This window comes from Tardiphaga sp. 866_E4_N1_4, from assembly GCF_052076075.1.
Lineage (GTDB): Bacteria > Pseudomonadota > Alphaproteobacteria > Rhizobiales > Xanthobacteraceae > Tardiphaga > Tardiphaga robiniae.
In genome coordinates this window covers 4167138-4184220 of sequence record NZ_CP197242.1, presented here as the reverse complement: position 1 = coordinate 4184220, position 17083 = coordinate 4167138, and the positions used below count along the sequence as shown (strand labels likewise).

Here is a 17083-nt window from a genome sequence, read left to right as displayed (position 1 = left end):
GCGTGCTAGTCTGCGCCGATGCATCTTCTTGTGATTTCCATCGGCAAGCTCAAGCAGGGTCCGGAACGCGAGCTCGCGGAACGGTACCGTGATCGTTTCGACGATATCGGCCGCAAGCTCGGTTTTCGCGGCCTTGCGATTCATGAAATTTCGGAAAGCCGCGCACGCGATGCGGCGACCCGGATCAATGAGGAAGCAGCGGCGATTTCGGCGCTGATTCCGGAAAAGGCTGTATTAGTAGCGCTCGACGAGCGTGGCAGCAGCGTGGACAGTGTCAGTTTCGCTCGCCATATCGGGAAGTGGCGGGACGAATCGGTGCCGCATAATGTTTTTGTCATCGGCGGGGCGGACGGACTTTCGCCCGAATTGCGGCGCAAAGCCAAACTGAGCATTGCATTCGGCTCGGCGACCTGGCCGCATCAAATGGTTCGCGTCATGCTTCTGGAACAGATTTACCGGGCCGCTACAATTTTAGCTGGCCACCCGTATCACCGCGTTTAGCTCGCTATATTGAGCGTATCGCGTTTGAAAGAAGGCGCTGTCGAAACCACGATGCTGTCACCGCGGTCCATTCCATCTGAACACGACGCCGTTCGCCGCGGGATGTCGAACGCATCGTCGTTATCCATGATGCTGGTATCAGCGACTCTTGCAGGTTTGACGACGACGTCGGTCTGGGCGCAAACCGCTACGCCGATCCAGCAGGTCAATGCGCCGTCGCCCGATATCATTCGCCAGCGCGAGCAGGAGCTTGAAGCGGTCCGCGCGCAGCAGAAGAGCGCTGCGGAGCTGCAGGCGAAATTGAAAGCCGATATCGCGGCGATCGGACAGGATCGCGGCAAGCTCAGTCAGCAGCTCATCGATATTGCCGCCCGCGTCCGCAGCGTCGAAACCCGGATCGACGATGCCGAAGTACGATTGCGGCCGCTGGATGCGCGCGAGCAGAAGATCCGCGGCACGCTGGAATCGCGCCGCGGCGAAATCGTCGAAGTGTTGTCCGCCTTGCAGCGCGCCGGCCGCCGTGCGCCGCCGGCCTTGCTGGTGCGTCCCGAAGACGCGCTGAAGTCGCTGCGCACCGCGATGCTGCTCGGCTCCGTTGTGCCCGAGATGCGCGCGCGCGCCGAGCAACTGGTGGCTGACCTCAGCGAACTCGTGAATTTGCGCAAGGCGATCTCGACCGAGCGCGATCAGCTTGCCGGCGATCGCGACAAGCTGAAGGAAGAACAGACACGCCTCGCGTCCTTTACCGAGGAGCGCCAGAAGCAGCAGTCGGCTGCGGAAAAGGACATGGAAGCGGAAGCCGCGCGCGCGCTGACGTTGTCCCGTCAGGTCGACAGTCTGCAGGGCCTGATCGCGAAGATGGAGCAGGATTCCAAGGCGGCAGCGAAGGCAGCAGCCACAGCCAGTCTGCAGGGCACGCCGGCGGCGCTCAGCAACGGCAAGCCGAATATCGGCGCCTTCAAGGACCCCGGCAGGCTCAGTCCGGCGATCGCCTTTGCGTCGGCAAAGGGCATGCTCGCACTTCCGGTCAACGGGGTTAAAATTCGCAATTTCGGCGGTTCCGACGGTGTGGGTGGCGTCGAAAAGGGCATGTCACTGGCCGCACGGGCGGGTGCGCAGGTCACAACACCGTGTGACGGCTGGGTTGTTTATTCCGGTCCGTTCCGTAGCTATGGACAACTCTTGATCCTCAATGCCGGGGGCGGGTATCATGTCTTGATCGCCGGGATGGAGCGTATTTCGGTGAACATTGGTCAGTTCGTCCTTACCGGGGAACCGATCGCTGTCATGGGATCAACATCCCGGGTAGCATCCGTCCTTGCGGCCAATGCCAGCCAGCCTGTGCTTTATATCGAGTTCCGGAAAGACGGGACTCCCATTGATCCAGGCCCATGGTGGGCCGCTAACGAAGGCGAAAAGGTTCGCGGATGATGCGCAAGACTTCCATAATTCTGCTGAGTGCTGCCACTGGCGCCGCCTTGACGCTCTTCGTGACTCAGCCACGCGCCGTGTTCATGGGCACCAGTGCCCGCGCAGCGACCTCGGATACCTACCGCCAGCTCAACCTGTTCGGCGACGTGTTTGAGCGCGTCCGCAGCGACTATGTCGAGAAGCCCGATGACAGCAAGCTGGTCGAATCGGCGATCTCCGGCATGCTCACCGGTCTCGATCCGCATTCCAGCTACATGGACGCCAAGAGTTTCCGCGACATGCAGGTGCAGACCCGCGGTGAGTTCGGCGGTCTCGGCATCGAAGTCACCATGGAAGACGGCCTGATCAAGGTGGTGTCACCGATCGACGATACCCCGGCATCGAAGGCCGGTATCATGGCCAACGACATCATCACCAGCCTCGATGAAGAAGCCGTGCAGGGTCTCACCCTGAACCAGGCCGTCGAGAAGATGCGTGGCCCGGTCAACACCAAGATCAAGCTGAAGATCATCCGCAAAGGTCAGGACAATCCGCTCGACGTCACCCTCGTACGCGACAACATCCGTGTTCGCTCGGTGCGTGCTCGCGTTGAAAGCGACGATATCGCTTACATCCGCATCACGACCTTCAACGAGCAGACTACCGAAGGCCTGAAGCGCGAGATCGCGGCTCAGACCGCGGCGATCGGTGCTGACAAGGTCAAGGGTTACATCATCGACCTCCGCAACAATCCCGGCGGTCTGCTTGAAGAAGCCGTCACCGTTTCCGACGCGTTCCTCGAGCGTGGCGAGATCGTCTCGACCCGCGGTCGTAACGCTGAAGAAACCCAGCGCCGCACGGCGCATGCTGGCGATCTGACCAAGGGCAAGCCGGTGGTCGTGCTGATCAATGGCGGTTCGGCTTCGGCATCGGAAATCGTCGCTGGCGCGCTGCAGGATCACAAGCGTGCGACCACGATCGGTACGCGCTCGTTTGGTAAGGGCTCGGTGCAGACCATCATCCCGCTCGGCTCCGGCAACGGTGCGCTGCGTCTGACCACGGCGCGTTACTTCACGCCGTCGGGTAAGTCGATCCAGGCCAAGGGTATCGTCCCGGACATCGAAATCGTGCAGGACGTGCCGGATGAGCTGAAGTCCCGCGACATCAAGGGCGAGGCTTCGCTCCGTGGCCATCTGAAGAACGATGGCGACGAGAAGACCGGTTCGCAGTCCTATGTGCCGCCGGATGCCAAGAATGACAAGGCGCTGAAGGCCGCTGCCGATTTGCTCCATGGCATCAAGGTGACGTCGAACGCAATCATCACGCCGCCGCCGGGAGCCGCTGCTGCTGCGGACAAGCCAGCAGACGATAAGGCGGCCGCCAAGCCGAACTGATCGGCGAATACGCATCAATTCTGCGGAAAGGGCGGCCTTCGGGTCGCCCTTTTTGTTGTAATCCTTCCAAAGGGATCCGATGTCCTTCCGGCTGCCGTGGCCACGACCGGGCGTGTTATTGTCCGGTCGGCTGATTCGGGAGATTCATGGCAGTGTCGGCGGACGATCTGAGCGCCCCGCTTGGACAAAAATCGACGCGTAAGCGGCGGTTCCGGCTGCCTTTTTCCGGGACGCAGGCGTTTGCCACGATCCTTGCCCTGCTGCTGCTCGGTTTTCTCGGTGTTGCCATCTTCAATAACAACCCGATGGGCGGCGAGCCGGTAGCGCGCGTAGCGATTAAGGCGCCTGCCGCGACCGATAATGAGAAGGTCGCCGCCAAACCGCCGGTCGAGGTCAAGCACGGTACGCCCGAGACGGCCAAGGCGCCTGAGGCTCCGGGCCAGAAGACCATTACCATCATCGACGGCTCCAGCGGCGCTCGTAAGGACGTCGTGGTGCCCAGCGAGGGCTCGGACAGCGCTGTGGCCGATGCGCCGCCGCCGGTCATGACGGGAATCGATCAGAAACTGTTGGAGAAATCTCGCCACGGTATGGTGCCGATCGCCATCGGCGCGCTGAAGCCCGTGACGGCCTATGCCGCCGGTTCCGAGGCCGAGCGCGCCAGGGCGATGAAGACGCCGAGCATTTCCATCGTCATTGGCGGCCTCGGCGTCGGTGCAGCCAAGACCACCGATGCCATCATGAAGCTGCCGCCGGCCGTGACGCTGGGCTTCACGCCCTATGGTTCGGATCCCGGCAAACTGGTCGAACGTGCCCGTGCGCAGCGCCACGAGGTGCTGCTGCAGCTGCCAATGGAGCCGTTCGACTATCCCGACAACGATCCCGGCCCGCAGACACTGTTGTCCTCGGCGACGGCCGAGCAGAACCTCGATCGCATGATGTGGCATATGAGCCGCTTCCAGGGCTATGTCGGCGTGGCCAATTTCATGGGCGCGCGCTTCATCGCCACGGATACGGCCATGCAGCCGATTGCACGCGAGGCCAGCAAGCGCGGGCTTGCGTTGTTCGACGATGGCTCGACGCCGCGCAGCGTTGCCGCCGCAGCCGCCGAAGGGCAGGGCATGCCCTTCGCACGCTCCGATGTTGCCATCGACGCGGTCCCGACCTCCGCAGACATCGACAAGGCGCTGGCGCGGCTCGAGGGGCTGGCCAAGGAGCGGGGTGTGGCTGTCGGCGTCGCTTCGGCGCTGCCGATCTCGATCGAACGTATCAGCGCCTGGGCGAAAACCCTTGAAAGCCGCGGGGTCATGCTGGTGCCATTGACAACCGCGATGCTGAAATCAAAATCAAGCTAGCGTCTTTGGGCTAGGGTGAATTCGGACGGCCGAATCGCTGCGATTCAGCAAGGTCGAATCGCTGCGTAAAGAGTGCTCGAACGGACGCGAGAGGCATTGACGGAATGGCGCGCTACGAAGACCTGCCCTATCGAACTTGCGTCGGAATGATGCTGATCAACCCGCGAGGGCTCGTCTTTATCGGCCGACGTGCCGGCGGTATCGAGCACGTCGATGACATGCATGTCTGGCAGATGCCGCAGGGCGGCGTCGATCCCGGTGAGGACACCTGGGAGGCCGCAAAGCGCGAGCTCTACGAAGAAACCAGCGTCCAATCGGTCGAGAAGCTCGGCGAAGTGCCGGACTGGTTGATCTATGACATTCCCCGCACGGTGGCCGGGCGGGCCTGGAAGGGTCGCTATCGTGGCCAGCGGCAGAAATGGTTCGCCGTACGCTTCACCGGCGATGACAAGGAAATCAACGTCACGCATCCACCTGGTGGCCACAAGGCCGAGTTCATCAATTGGCGCTGGGAGCCAATGAAGAACCTTCCGGGGCTGATCGTGCCGTTCAAGCGCCCCGTCTATGAGCGGGTGGTGAAGGAATTTGCCGGTCTGGCGGACGGCTAGTACTGGAATGACGGACAACCGGCCCTATCGCCCCAATGTGGGCGTCGCACTGTTCAATGCCGACGGCAAAGTTCTGATCGGCCGCCGTTTCAAGGATGACGGGCCAGAGATCATCCTGCCGGGCCTGGAATGGCAGATGCCTCAGGGTGGTATCGATCCCGACGAAGATCCTCGCGTCGCCGTGATGCGCGAATTATGGGAAGAGACTGGCGTCAGCCATGCCGACTATCTCGGCGAGACCGGCTGGATGACCTACGACTTCATCCCGTTCGAGAACCCCAGCCATCGCTTTGCGCAGTTCCGCGGGCAGCGGCAGAAGTGGTTTGCGCTGAAATTCACCGGGGATGATGCCGAAGTCGATCCGCTGACGCCGCGCAACGGTCAGCCGGCTGAATTCGACGCCTGGCGCTGGGAGCGGCTGGATCGCGTCGCGGATCTCGTGGTGCCGTTCCGGCGGGAGGTCTATCGCGCCGTGGCCGAGAGTTTTGCGAAATTTGTCTGAGGCGAAGCCCTGACGAAACGAAGCGCTACCCGGGCTATAGCGCTTAGTGCATCGCCGTCGAGGTGATGTGCTGCTGGATGACCTTGAAGTGGTCGAGGCGCTCGATGGCACGGTCCAGAGCGGAGCCTTCCTTCTCGGCCAGCTTCTCTTCCATCTCCGCGATGTCCTTGGCGAAAGCTTCGCGGTCCAGCTCGGCGATCGACGTCGCGACGTCAGCAAGAACCGTCAAGCCCTTGTCCGAGACTTCGGCAAGGCCGCCGAGCACAATGATCTTCTCATGCTTGCCACCGTTGGTGACAGTCATGATGCCCGGACGCAACGCAATCACCACAGGTGCGTGGCCGGCCATCACGCCGACATCACCCTCGGCGCCCGGGATATCGACCTGCTCGACTTCGCCTGTGAAAGCGAGCTTTTCCGGTGAGACGAGATCGAAGTGGAACGTGGCCATCGGTAGCTACTCTCTTGGCTGTCACCCGCGAACACGGTCCGCGGTCTATCAGTCAGAATCTGCAGTCGGAACAATTCAATCCGCTGCCGGGCAGAGCCCGACAGCGGCAATCTTCTTTGATCAAGCGGCTTCCGCAGCCAGCTTCTTGCCCTTCTCGACGGCTTCTTCGATCGCACCGACCATGTAGAAGGCGGCTTCCGGCAGATGATCGTACTTGCCTTCGCAGATCGCGCGGAAACCCTTGATGGTGTCGGCGAGCTCGACGAACTTGCCCGGCGAACCCGTGAAGATTTCAGCGACGAAGAACGGCTGCGACAGGAAGCGCTCGATCTTGCGGGCGCGGGCCACGGCCAGCTTGTCCTCTTCCGACAGTTCGTCCATGCCGAGAATGGCGATGATGTCCTGCAGCGACTTGTACTTCTGCAGCACCTGCTGAACCATACGCGCTGTCTCGTAGTGCTCCTGGCCGACGATCAGCGGGGACAGCATGCGCGAGGTGGAGTCGAGCGGATCCACTGCGGGGTAGATGCCCTTTTCCGAAATCGCACGGTTGAGCACGGTCGTCGCGTCCAAATGGGCGAACGAGGTAGCAGGCGCCGGATCGGTCAAGTCGTCGGCCGGAACGTAGATGGCCTGCACCGAGGTGATCGAACCCTTATGCGTGGTGGTGATACGCTCCTGCAGCGCGCCCATGTCAGTCGCGAGCGTTGGCTGATAACCCACCGCCGAAGGAATACGGCCGAGCAGCGCCGACACTTCCGAACCTGCCTGGGTGAAGCGGAAGATGTTGTCGATAAAGAACAGCACGTCCTGGCCCTGATCGCGGAAGTGCTCGGCGACGGTCAGACCGGACAGAGCAACGCGCATGCGGGCGCCCGGAGGCTCGTTCATCTGGCCGAACACGAGAGCGCACTTCGACTTCACGGCCGGATCCGGATTGTGCGGATCGGCGTTCACCTTGGACTCGATGAACTCGTGATAGAGATCGTTACCTTCGCGGGTACGCTCGCCGACGCCGGCGAACACCGAGTTGCCGCCGTGCGCCTTCGCGACGTTGTTGATCAGTTCCTGAATGAGAACCGTCTTGCCGACGCCGGCGCCGCCGAACAGGCCGATCTTGCCGCCCTTGGCGTAAGGCGCAAGCAGATCGACGACCTTGATGCCCGTGACGAGAATTTCAGCCTCGGTGGACTGCTCAGTATACATCGGCGCTTCCTGATGGATAGCGCGGTTACCTTCCGAAGCGATCGGACCGCCTTCATCGATCGGCTCCCCGATCACGTTCATGATACGGCCGAGGGTGCCGACGCCAACTGGAACCTGGATCGGCGAGCCAGTGTCGGTGACTTCCTGACCGCGGACCAGACCTTCGGTGGTGTCCATCGCGATGGTGCGGACGGTCGATTCGCCGAGATGCTGGGCGACTTCGAGAACCAGGCGGTTGCCACCGTTCTTGGTTTCGATCGCGTTCAGAATTGCGGGCAGGTAGCCTTCGAACTGCACGTCGACGACGGCGCCGATGACCTGGGTGATACGTCCGGTCTGGTTGGCGGATGCGGCCATGAAAACTTCTCCATAAACTTCAAGGACTCGGAAGTCCGAAACTTGAACGGCGGCCCATGAGGCCGGAAGGTTGTTGTTAGATCGCCTCGGCGCCGGAGATGATTTCGATCAGCTCCTTCGTAATCATCGCCTGGCGGGTGCGGTTGTAGATCAATGTCTGCTTGCGGATCATGTCGCCGGCGTTGCGCGTAGCGTTGTCCATCGAGCTCATCTGCGCGCCGTAGAACGAAGCGTTGTTCTCCAGCAGAGCGCGGAAGATCTGCACCGCAAGATTGCGCGGCAGCAGGCCGTCGAGGATCTCATCTTCGGCAGGCTCGTAGTCGTAGCTCGGCGTTGGGCCGGCATCGGCTTTAGGCGCCTCGACCACCAGGGGAATGATCTGCTGGGCGGTCGGGATTTGCGCGATCACCGACTTGAAGCGGGAATAGAACAGCGTGCAGACGTCGAATTCGCCAGTGTTGAAGAGTTCGAGAACCTTCTTGGCGATGTCGTTGGCATTGACGAAGCCAAGCTGACGCACCGAACGCAATTCGAGATGACCGACGATCTGCTTGTCGAAATTACGGCGCAGTTGCTCGTAGCCCTTGCGACCAACGCAGAAGAATTTGACCGTCTTGCCCTGGTTCATCAGCGCCAGTGCGCGTTCGCGCGCCAGACGGACGATCGAGGAATTGAAAGCGCCGCACAGGCCACGCTCGCCGGTGCAGACCAGCAGCAGATGAACCTGATCCTTGCCGGTGCCGACGAGCAGCGCCGGGCCGGAGCCTGCCGTTGTAGCGCCGGCAATGCTGGCGATCACGGTATCCATCTTCTCGGCGTAAGGACGTGCAGCTTCGGCAGCGGTCTGCGCACGACGCAGCTTCGACGCTGCGACCATCTGCATCGCCTTGGTGATCTTCTGCGTCGCCTTGGTCGAGGCGATGCGGACGCGCATGTCTTTAAGTGAGGCCATTCTCAGTCCACCCCGGCGATCTGGCCGTTTGGCCGATCGCGAACCTCTCGTTCGAAACGCCCGACCTCGTGCCGGACATCAACGCGAATGGCTGGCAGGAGCCGGCCATTCATTGACAGTATTAAGCAGCGTAGGTCTTCGCGAAGCCTTCGACGACGGCCTTGAGCTGGGCGGCGACGTCATCCTTGAGATCGCGGCTGTCGCGGATCGCGTTGAGGATCTCAACGTTCTTGCCGCGCAGCAGCGACAGAAGACCGTCTTCGAAGCCCCGAACCTTGGCGATCGGCAGAGTGTCAAGATAGCCGTTGGTGCCGGCCCAGATCACGCAAACCTGCTCTTCCATCTTCAGCGGCGAGAACTGCGGCTGCTTCAGGAGTTCGGTCAGACGCGCGCCGCGGTTCAGCAGACGCTGGGTCGACGCGTCGAGGTCGGAGCCGAACTGCGCAAAGGCCGCCATTTCGCGGTACTGCGCGAGCTCACCCTTGATCTTGCCGGCGACCTTCTTCATCGCCTTGGTCTGCGCGGCGGAGCCGACGCGCGACACGGACAGACCGACGTTCACGGCAGGACGGATGCCCTGGAAGAACAGGTCGGTTTCAAGGAAGATCTGACCGTCAGTGATCGAAATCACGTTGGTCGGAATGTAGGCGGACACGTCGTTGGCCTGGGTTTCGATGACCGGCAGCGCCGTCAGCGAACCATTGCCCTGGGAATCATTGAGCTTCGCAGCGCGTTCGAGCAGACGCGAGTGAAGATAGAACACGTCGCCCGGATAGGCTTCGCGGCCTGGCGGACGGCGCAGCAGCAGCGACATCTGGCGGTAAGCAACGGCCTGCTTCGAAAGATCGTCATAGATGATGACGGCGTGCATGCCGTTGTCGCGGAAGAATTCGCCGATCGTGCAGCCGGTGAACGGCGCGATGTACTGCATCGGAGCCGGATCTGAAGCGGTCGCGGCGACGACGACGGAGTATTCCATCGCGCCCTGCTCTTCGAGCACCTTCACGAATTGGGCGACGGTCGAACGCTTCTGACCAACGGCGACGTACACGCAGTACAGCTTCTGGCTCTCGGGAGCGCCAGCAACGTTCAGCGACTTCTGGTTCAGAATGGTGTCGAGCGCGATTGCGGTCTTGCCGGTCTGACGGTCACCGATGATCAGCTCGCGCTGGCCACGGCCGACCGGGATCAGAGCGTCGACCGACTTCAGGCCGGTTGCCATCGGCTCGTTGACCGACTTGCGCGGAATGATGCCCGGTGCCTTGACGTCGACGCGCATACGCTTGTCGGCCTGGATCGGACCCTTGCCATCGATCGGATTGCCGAGCGCGTCGACCACGCGGCCGAGCAGACCCTTGCCAACCGGCGCGTCCACGATCGAACGGGTGCGCTTAACAGTCTGGCCTTCCTTAATTTCGCGGTCAGCGCCGAAAATAACGACACCGACGTTGTCGGTTTCGAGGTTCAGCGCCATACCGCGGGTGCCGTTCTCGAATTCGACCATTTCACCAGCCTGAACATTGTCGAGGCCGTAGACGCGGGCAATGCCGTCGCCGACGGACAACACCTGTCCGACTTCAGAAACTTCAGCTTCCTGGCCGAAATTCTTGATCTGGTCTTTGAGGATCGCGGAAATTTCTGCGGCGCGGATGTCCATCAGCCTGCCTCTTTCATCGAGTGCTTGATCGAGTTGAGTTTGGTGCGAAGCGAGCTGTCCACCATGCGGCTGCCGAGCTTGACGACAAGCCCGCCGATGATGGACGGATCGACTTTCACGTTGAGCGCGACGTCCTTGCCCGTCACTGACTTCAGCGCGGTCTTGAGAGCGTCGAGATTCTTGTCACTGAGCGGCTCGGCGACGGTGACGTCAGCCGTAGCTTCGCCCTTAAACTTGGCGACCAGCGCATTGAAGCCGCGCGCCACGTCACCAATGGCGAAAAGGCGGCGGTTGGCGGTGAGGACCTTGAGGAAGTTGGCGGTGATGCCAGTAATTCCGGCTTTCTCCAGAACCGAAGCGAGGGCCTTGCCCTGAATCTCGGCAGAGAACACCGGGCTGCGAACCAGTCGCGCCAGGTCGGCGCTGTCGGCCAGCATCGCTGCGAATTTGTCGAGATCGGCCTTCACCGCATCGACGGACTTTTCGTCACGCGCCAGCTCAAACAGAGCCGTTGCATAACGACCGGACATTCCCGAAACCGACGGATCTTGTGTTGCCACGAATTGCGCTCTTCAGGCTGTCAAACTCGCAAGGGAATAACTATCGCCTGAATGTGGCGCCTAGCGATCCAAGTCCTTGGAATTCAAGCGGGACTTCGATTTTTAGGTCACAACAAAATGTCGTGACCCGTTCAAATCGCGGCTTTGCTAACATAGCCCGCGCGCTGGTGCAACGCGACGAAAGCGTTTGATGATGCCTTGTCGCAGGCCCTCGCAAAGAATCATTTCAGGGAGATGTGACGCGCCAATCGGGTCGCTGACGGAGTGTTTCATCGTCCATCTCCGAGGCGGAATTTCTTATTCCGCATGACGGTACGCCGTGCCGATTCTTTTGAATCACGCAACGTCGAGTACGGTGAGTCGGCAATTGAAATCGCGGCGGGCAGCGCGGCGTGCGCGTTTCATGTCACCGTTTCGGACTGCCTAACATTTACTTATCGAATGCTATCCATGCACGGCGATCACTTAGCTATTCAGTATAGTTATGTAATATGCAGTATATTTAATAGTTAAAAATTCATTAAAGCGGCTCATCAGGCATGTTCTGTTCCATCACAAGATATTTCATCTGGTCATGGAACGATTGCGTTGCCTATTTTACGCCTCATTACGTCGGCAAACGCTCAGTCAGTGAAATTGGGACGGGGGTCCACTTGCCACATTTGTGGCAATACTGTCTGAGGGACAACAACTTATGCTGCGTTACGGAAAATCGACGCTGGGCGCTATCGCCCGGCCGCGTACGGCAATCGCTGTCATGACTGCCGCTCTTGTTCTCGGGGGAACGGTTTCTGAGGCTTCGGCCAAATCCCGGCACCATCGCCATCACCACAAGCACCATCACGTCGCCAAGGCTTCGCCGTCGCTGTTCGATGCCAATGCGTCGATCGCGCCGACCACCGGCGGCCGCAGCTTCTCGGGTGTTGCGTCCTATTACGGCAATGAGTCCGGCAGCCGCACTGCGTCGGGTCAGCGCTTCAATCAGAATGCGATGACCGCCGCGCATCGTTCGCTGCCGTTCGGCACCAAGCTGCGCGTTACCCATGGCGGTCGCAGCGTTGTCGTCACCGTCAACGATCGCGGCCCGTTCATCCGTGGCCGGGTGCTCGACCTGTCCAAGGGCGCAGCGAGCGCGATCGGTCTGACCGGCCGTGGTGTCGGCCGTGTCGTTGCGGAAGTCATGTAAGCAAGACAAACGCGTCGCGTCCCTGATCTTCCAAGTTCAGTAGCGTTGTGTGTGTATTGAGTAGAGTAAGCGTTGAGTAAAAGAGCCTGCTGTCATTAAAAGACAGCAGGCTTTTTTGTTTGCGTTGTCAGTTCACGCTGTCGTTCATTACGGCTTCGCCCGCAAGAGCAAGCGCCCCCGGAATGACGACGCTCAAAGAAAGCTCTGCGGATCGACATCGACTTCGAGCTTTAGATTGCCTGTAGGCTTTGGGCCGTGCGCCAGCCAGTCGCGGAGATAGTGCGACAGGTCGACATTGCGCGCCGACTTCACCAGCAGTCGAAAGCGATAGCGACCTTTGATCACGGCGAGCGGTGCTTCGGCGGGGCCGAGCACCATGATGCGCTCGTCGATCGGCGCTACGGCGGCGAGCTTGCGCGCATAGCCCTCCGTGGTTGGCCGGTCGCCGCCTGAGATGATCAGGCTCGCCAGTCGGCCGAAGGGTGGATAGCCCGCGCGCTCGCGGGCCTCGATCTCGCTGGCGTAAAACGCTTCGCGGTCGTTTGCGATCAGCGCCTTCATCACCGGATGCTCCGGCTGATGGGTCTGCAGATAGCCGACGCCGCGTCCCTGTTCACGTCCAGCGCGGCCGATGACTTGATTGAGCATCTGATAGGTGCGCTCCGCGGCGCGCGGATCGCCATTGCCGAGGCCCAGATCGGCGTCGATGACGCCAACCAGATTGAGCCGCGGGAAGTTATGGCCCTTAGCCACGAGTTGCGTGCCGATGATGACATCGACACGGCCCTCTGCGATCTCGGCCAGCTCCGTGCGCATCGCATCGATCGACGTAATAAGATCGCTCGACAGCACCATGGTGCGCGCGTCCGGGAACAGGCTCGCCGCTTCCTCCTGCAAGCGCTCGACGCCCGGGCCAACGGCGACCAGCGATTCTTCGGCCTGGCAATGCGGGCATTGATGCGGGCGATGCATCGAGAAACCGCAGTGGTGGCACACCAACCGCTGCCGAAAGCGATGATCGACCAGCCAGGCATCGCAGATCGTGCAGGCAAACCGGTGTCCGCAGCCGCGGCACAGCGTCAGCGGCGCATAGCCGCGGCGATTGAGGAACAGCAGCGCCTGTTCCTTGCGCTCGATGGCGATCTGGATCTTTTCGGCGAGGCGCGGCGCAATGAAGCGGCCGCGCATCGGCCCTTCGCGCCGCAGGTCGATGGCCTCGATATGCGGCATGTGCTGACCGCCGAAGCGTGAGGGCAACGCGATGCGCTGATAGCGCCCCTTGCGCGCGTTGACCTCGGACTCGACCGATGGCGTGGCAGAAGCGAGCACGATGGGGATCTTCGCAATCGATGCGCGCACCACCGCCATGTCACGGGCGTGGTAATGCGCGCCTTCGTCCTGCTTGTAGGCTTGGTCATGTTCCTCATCGACGATGATCAGGCCGAGTTTCGCATAGGGCAGAAACAGCGCCGAGCGGGCGCCGACGATGACATGGGCCTCGCCATTGGCGATCGACGCCCAGTTGCGCGCGCGGGTGCGCGGTGTCAGTTCGGAATGCCACTCCAGCGGTCGCACGCCGAAGCGTTTTGAGAAGCGCTCGAGGAATTGCCCCGTCAGCGCTATTTCGGGCATCAGGATCAGCACCTGTTCGCCGCGCTTGATCACCTCGGCAACCGCCTCGAAATACACCTCGGTCTTGCCGGAGCCGGTGACACCGTCGAGCAGGGCGGCGTGAAAATCTCTCTTGGCGGCGAAGGTCCGCATCGCTTCGGCCGCGACGGCCTGGTCATCTGAAAAGTCCGGTTCGGCGAAGGTGGGATCAGGCGCTGGCGGCGGCAGCGCGCGGGGCATGGCTTCAATAGCAAGCGTGCCTTCATCGACGAGGCCGTCGATTACGCCTGCGCTGACGCCGGCCTCCTTGGCTGCCTCAGACTTCGCGTGCAGCAACCCGTCCGACAGGATCTCGATCAGCCGTGCGCGTGCCGAGGTCATGCGCTTGGGCACTTCGCCGACCAGGCGGACGCCCATGCGCACTCGCTCCGGGCCGAGATGCTCGCCCATCCGCAGCGTCATCTTCATGACCATGCCGCGTGCGGACAGAGTGTAATTCGCCACCCAGTCGACCAGGCTGCGCAATTCCTGCTTCAGCGGGGGGACATCGAATTTCTCGCCAACCTCTTTCAGGCGATTGTGCAGGCGGGGGTCGGGATTGGCATTTTCTGCCCAGACCACGCCGATCACCTCGCGGGCGCCGAGCGGTACGCTGACGACATCGCCGGGCTGCAGGTCGAGGCCACGGGGCACGCGATAGGAATAAGCCTGGTTCAGCGCGACCGGCACCAGCACGTCAACGACGCCAGACGATGTTTTGGTGCGCGCAGCTTCGTCCATCGGCGGAATCAGACTCGAATTGGGGTATCCGCTAACCTAAGCTCGCGGTGCGGTCCGGACCAGTTTCCGCCGGATGGCCGGTCTTATGACCGATCGGCCGCCACGACAATGAAACAAGAACAAGAACCCGCAGGGAGAAACATCATGCGCCACAAGCTCGCCGGGACTCTAGCCTCACTTCTCGTGCTGTCAGTTACCGCCATCCCCGCACGGGCACAGGACCGGATGCCGCCGATCCCGGCCGACAAATACACCGACGCGCAGAAGAAAGCCGCCGAAGAATTCGCCGGCGGCCGTGGCTACGAGGTGCGGGGTCCCTTCGTGCCACTGATTCGGAGTCCGGAAGTGATGCTCCGCGCCAAGGCGATGGGCGATCATCTCAGGTTCAAGAGCGCGCTGGCGCCGCGGCTCAGCGAAATGATCATCCTGATCACCGCACGCGAATGGACCCAGCAATATGAGTGGGTTGCGCATCATGACATCGCGATCAAAGCTGGCCTGCGCAACGACATCGCCGATGCGATTGCCGATGGCCGGCGTCCTGTTGGCATGGCCGAGGACGAAGAGGCCGCCTACGACATGTCGATCGAAATCCAGCGCACCAAACGCGTGAGTGATCCGACCTGGAACAAGGCCGTCGCCAAATTCGGCGAGCAGGGCGTCATCGATCTGCTCGGGATCAATGGCTATTACACCTTCCTGGCCATGGCCATGAATGCAGCGCGAACAGGCCTCCCGGCCGGTGTCGCGGAGCCCCTGAAGCGGTTCCCGGATTGACGATGCCGGCGGTTCACCAAAGTGAAACGAGCAGGGTGTGATAATCTCCGCCCGTTCGCGTACCGCGAACTGCAAGGCATCCCGATGGCCAAGCTTTCCGACAAGAAACCAGCCGAAGCCAAATCAGGTGGGCCGGCGCCGATCGACCTCATCTGTGCGGATGCCGACGTCTCGCTGCAGATGACGCGGTGGCTGTCACATCTCCGCGCCGAGCGGCGGCTGTCGCCAAAGACGCTCGAAGCCTATGCGCGCGACGTCCGGCAGTTTCTGACATTTCTCGCCGAACACTGGGGCGCGCTCGTCTCGCTGCCGCGTTTCGCCAAGCTGGAGACCAGCGATGTCCGTGCCTTCATGGCGGCGCGGCGCGGCGATGATATCGGCGGCCGCTCGCTGATGCGCGCGCTGGCTGGTCTGCGGTCGTTCGGGCGATTTCTGGAGCGTGAAGGCAAAGGCAATGTCGGTGCGCTGTCAGCGATACGCGCGCCCAAAATCGGCAAGAGCCTGCCGAAGCCGTTGCAGATGGTCTCGGCCAAACGCCTGGCCGATGCGGATGAACGGGCCGGCGAAAACCGCGATCCGTGGATCTGGGCGCGCGACGCCGCGGTGATGGCGCTGCTCTACGGGTCCGGCTTGCGTATCTCCGAAGCACTTGGCCTGAAGCGCCGCGACGTGCCGGCAGCCGGCGCGGGCGATGTGCTGATCGTCAACGGCAAGGGTAACAAAACCCGTATGGTGCCGGTGCTGCATAATGTGCTGGAGCTCATCGCCGACTACGCCGCGCAGTGTCCGCATCCGCTCCCTGCCGATGGCCCGATGTTCGTCGGCGCGCGCGGCGGGCCGCTTAGCCCTCGGATCATCCAGCTGACCATGGAGCGGATGCGCGGCGCGCTCGGCCTGCCCGACAGCGCCACGCCGCACGCGCTGCGCCATTCCTTTGCCACCCATCTGCTGACCCGCGGTGGTGACCTGCGCGCGATCCAGGAATTGCTCGGTCATGCCTCGCTGTCGACCACACAGATCTATACCGGCATCGACACCGAGCGGCTGTTCGAGGTCTACAAGACCGCACACCCGCGAGCGTAGGCCAGGCAAGCCCCAGCTGTAGTAGAAGTGTCATGAGCTGCCCCTTGCGAAGTCGCCGCGGTTCGGTCAAATCGACACATCGACCAACCGGAGGGGATTACGATGGGTGCGCACGAAAGTATGGAGCACGCGGAGCATGCCGAGCATGCGTCCGGCTCGAACAAGAATATTGCACTGCTGATTGCCGTGATCGCGCTGTTTCTGGCGTTCTCGGAAACCCTCGGCAAGGGTGCGCAAACCGAATCTATCAGCAAGAACGTCGAGGCATCCAACCTCTGGGCGTTCTTCCAGGCCAAAAGCATCCGCCGCACCGTCGTTCAGGCGACGTCGGACCAGGCCAGGCTCAGCCTCGGCCTGATGGGTGACGATGCCGCCAAGGCCGCACTCTCCAAGCAGATCGACGACTGGAAGAAGACCGCGGATCGTTACCGCTCCGAGCCGGAGACTGGTGAAGGCTCCGAACAACTCGCCGCCCGTGCCAAGGAAGCCGAGCATGCGCGCGACCTAGCAATGGCCCGTTATCATCACTATGAAGTGGCCTCCGCCGCATTCCAGATTGGCATCGTGTTGGCATCGGCCACGATCATCACCGGCATGATCGCGCTGGCCTGGGTATCAGGTGCACTGGCGATTGCCGGCGTCGCCTTCACGGCGATCGGCCTGTTCGCGCCGCATGCGGTTCACCTCATGTAA

The 17083-nt window shown here is 61.7% G+C and carries 16 protein-coding genes; 10 read left to right on the top strand and 6 right to left on the bottom strand.

What is annotated here, in order from left to right:
• The first annotated feature begins 18 nt into the window (after positions 1-18).
• From rlmH to AB8B20_RS20205, 6 genes are all read left to right on the top strand, one after another.
• The gene (rlmH, locus tag AB8B20_RS20230; RefSeq protein ID WP_439074182.1) at positions 19-501 is read left to right on the top strand and encodes a 23S rRNA (pseudouridine(1915)-N(3))-methyltransferase RlmH; all 483 of its coding nucleotides are present in this window, start codon (positions 19-21) and stop codon (positions 499-501) included.
• A 126-nt stretch (positions 502-627) separates the two neighbouring features.
• On the top strand, positions 628-1932 hold the full coding sequence (locus AB8B20_RS20225; protein WP_439074183.1) for a murein hydrolase activator EnvC family protein: 1305 nt from the start codon (positions 628-630) through the stop codon (positions 1930-1932).
• On the top strand, positions 1929-3305 hold the full coding sequence (locus AB8B20_RS20220; RefSeq protein WP_120287632.1) for a S41 family peptidase: 1377 nt from the start codon (positions 1929-1931) through the stop codon (positions 3303-3305). The genes AB8B20_RS20225 and AB8B20_RS20220 overlap by 4 nt, the downstream gene beginning before the upstream one ends.
• A 146-nt stretch (positions 3306-3451) precedes the next feature.
• The gene (locus AB8B20_RS20215; protein WP_439074184.1) at positions 3452-4660 is read left to right on the top strand and encodes a divergent polysaccharide deacetylase family protein; all 1209 of its coding nucleotides are present in this window, start codon (positions 3452-3454) and stop codon (positions 4658-4660) included.
• 104 nt (positions 4661-4764) lie between these two features.
• Entirely contained in the window at positions 4765-5268 is a 504-nt protein-coding gene (locus AB8B20_RS20210; RefSeq protein WP_439074185.1) for an RNA pyrophosphohydrolase, read from the top strand.
• A gap of 7 nt (positions 5269-5275) precedes the next feature.
• Positions 5276-5770, top strand: coding sequence for an RNA pyrophosphohydrolase (locus tag AB8B20_RS20205; RefSeq protein WP_439074186.1), 495 nt, complete (start codon positions 5276-5278; stop codon positions 5768-5770).
• Between the two features lie 43 nt (positions 5771-5813).
• On the opposite strand, the gene AB8B20_RS20200 is transcribed toward AB8B20_RS20205, so the two are convergent.
• The 5 genes from AB8B20_RS20200 to AB8B20_RS20180 all read right to left on the bottom strand — a co-directional run bounded on the left by AB8B20_RS20200 (position 5814) and on the right by AB8B20_RS20180 (position 10953).
• The gene (locus AB8B20_RS20200; RefSeq protein WP_093757757.1) at positions 5814-6221 is read right to left on the bottom strand and encodes a F0F1 ATP synthase subunit epsilon; all 408 of its coding nucleotides are present in this window, start codon (positions 6219-6221) and stop codon (positions 5814-5816) included.
• A 120-nt stretch (positions 6222-6341) separates the two neighbouring features.
• Entirely contained in the window at positions 6342-7784 is a 1443-nt protein-coding gene (gene atpD, locus AB8B20_RS20195; RefSeq protein ID WP_089263243.1) for a F0F1 ATP synthase subunit beta, read from the bottom strand.
• A gap of 76 nt (positions 7785-7860) precedes the next feature.
• On the bottom strand, positions 7861-8736 hold the full coding sequence (locus tag AB8B20_RS20190; protein WP_068730146.1) for a F0F1 ATP synthase subunit gamma: 876 nt from the start codon (positions 8734-8736) through the stop codon (positions 7861-7863).
• Positions 8737-8857: 121 nt separating this feature from the next.
• Positions 8858-10393 (bottom strand): F0F1 ATP synthase subunit alpha, encoded by a 1536-nt coding sequence (gene atpA, locus AB8B20_RS20185; protein WP_068730144.1) that lies wholly within the window; start codon positions 10391-10393, stop codon positions 8858-8860.
• Entirely contained in the window at positions 10393-10953 is a 561-nt protein-coding gene (locus AB8B20_RS20180; protein ID WP_089263247.1) for a F0F1 ATP synthase subunit delta, read from the bottom strand. The genes atpA and AB8B20_RS20180 overlap by 1 nt, the downstream gene beginning before the upstream one ends.
• Positions 10954-11647: 694 nt before the next feature.
• Here AB8B20_RS20180 and AB8B20_RS20175 point away from each other — a divergent pair.
• Positions 11648-12139 (top strand): septal ring lytic transglycosylase RlpA family protein, encoded by a 492-nt coding sequence (locus AB8B20_RS20175; protein ID WP_175369293.1) that lies wholly within the window; start codon positions 11648-11650, stop codon positions 12137-12139.
• A 192-nt stretch (positions 12140-12331) separates the two neighbouring features.
• On the opposite strand, the gene AB8B20_RS20170 is transcribed toward AB8B20_RS20175, so the two are convergent.
• On the bottom strand, positions 12332-14530 hold the full coding sequence (locus AB8B20_RS20170; protein ID WP_439074187.1) for a primosomal protein N': 2199 nt from the start codon (positions 14528-14530) through the stop codon (positions 12332-12334).
• A 144-nt stretch (positions 14531-14674) separates the two neighbouring features.
• Here AB8B20_RS20170 and AB8B20_RS20165 point away from each other — a divergent pair, with 144 nt between their 5' ends.
• The 3 genes from AB8B20_RS20165 (at position 14675) to AB8B20_RS20155 (ending at position 17083) form a co-directional block, all read left to right on the top strand.
• On the top strand, positions 14675-15307 hold the full coding sequence (locus AB8B20_RS20165) for a carboxymuconolactone decarboxylase family protein (protein ID WP_176454504.1): 633 nt from the start codon (positions 14675-14677) through the stop codon (positions 15305-15307).
• A gap of 84 nt (positions 15308-15391) precedes the next feature.
• Positions 15392-16390, top strand: coding sequence for a tyrosine recombinase XerC (locus AB8B20_RS20160; RefSeq protein ID WP_439074188.1), 999 nt, complete (start codon positions 15392-15394; stop codon positions 16388-16390).
• Positions 16391-16492: 102 nt separating this feature from the next.
• Complete coding sequence (locus AB8B20_RS20155; RefSeq protein ID WP_068730131.1) at positions 16493-17083, top strand: DUF4337 domain-containing protein; 591 nt, start codon at positions 16493-16495, stop codon at positions 17081-17083.